Source organism: Sedimentibacter sp. B4, from assembly GCF_000309315.1.
Taxonomy (GTDB): domain Bacteria; phylum Bacillota; class Clostridia; order Tissierellales; family Sedimentibacteraceae; genus Sedimentibacter; species Sedimentibacter saalensis.
In genome coordinates this window covers 1-228 of the sequence record NZ_CANG01000940.1, presented here as the reverse complement: position 1 = coordinate 228, position 228 = coordinate 1, and the positions used below count along the sequence as shown (strand labels likewise).

Below are 228 nucleotides of genomic sequence, written 5' to 3'. Positions count from 1 at the left end.
TAACTGCTGCCGATGGCCTACGAGGGCCTCGACGCCTGGGGCGTGGACCCGGTCGTGCGCGACCGACTGCTCGGCGTGATCGAGGGGCGGTGCCTGACCGGCCGCAACGGCGCCGACTGGCAGGTCGCCGCGGTCCACAGGCTCGAGGAGCGCGGGGCGTCCCGGATGGACGCGCTGCGCGAGATGCTCGCCGCCTATGCCGTCCGGATGCACTCCAACGAGCCCGTG

The 228-nt window shown here is 73.2% G+C and carries 1 pseudogene; it reads left to right on the top strand.

From position 1 onward, the window contains the following. Positions 1-3: 3 nt before the first annotated feature. Positions 4-228: pseudogene (locus BN358_RS25725) on the top strand (glutamate--cysteine ligase); the annotation flags it as partial.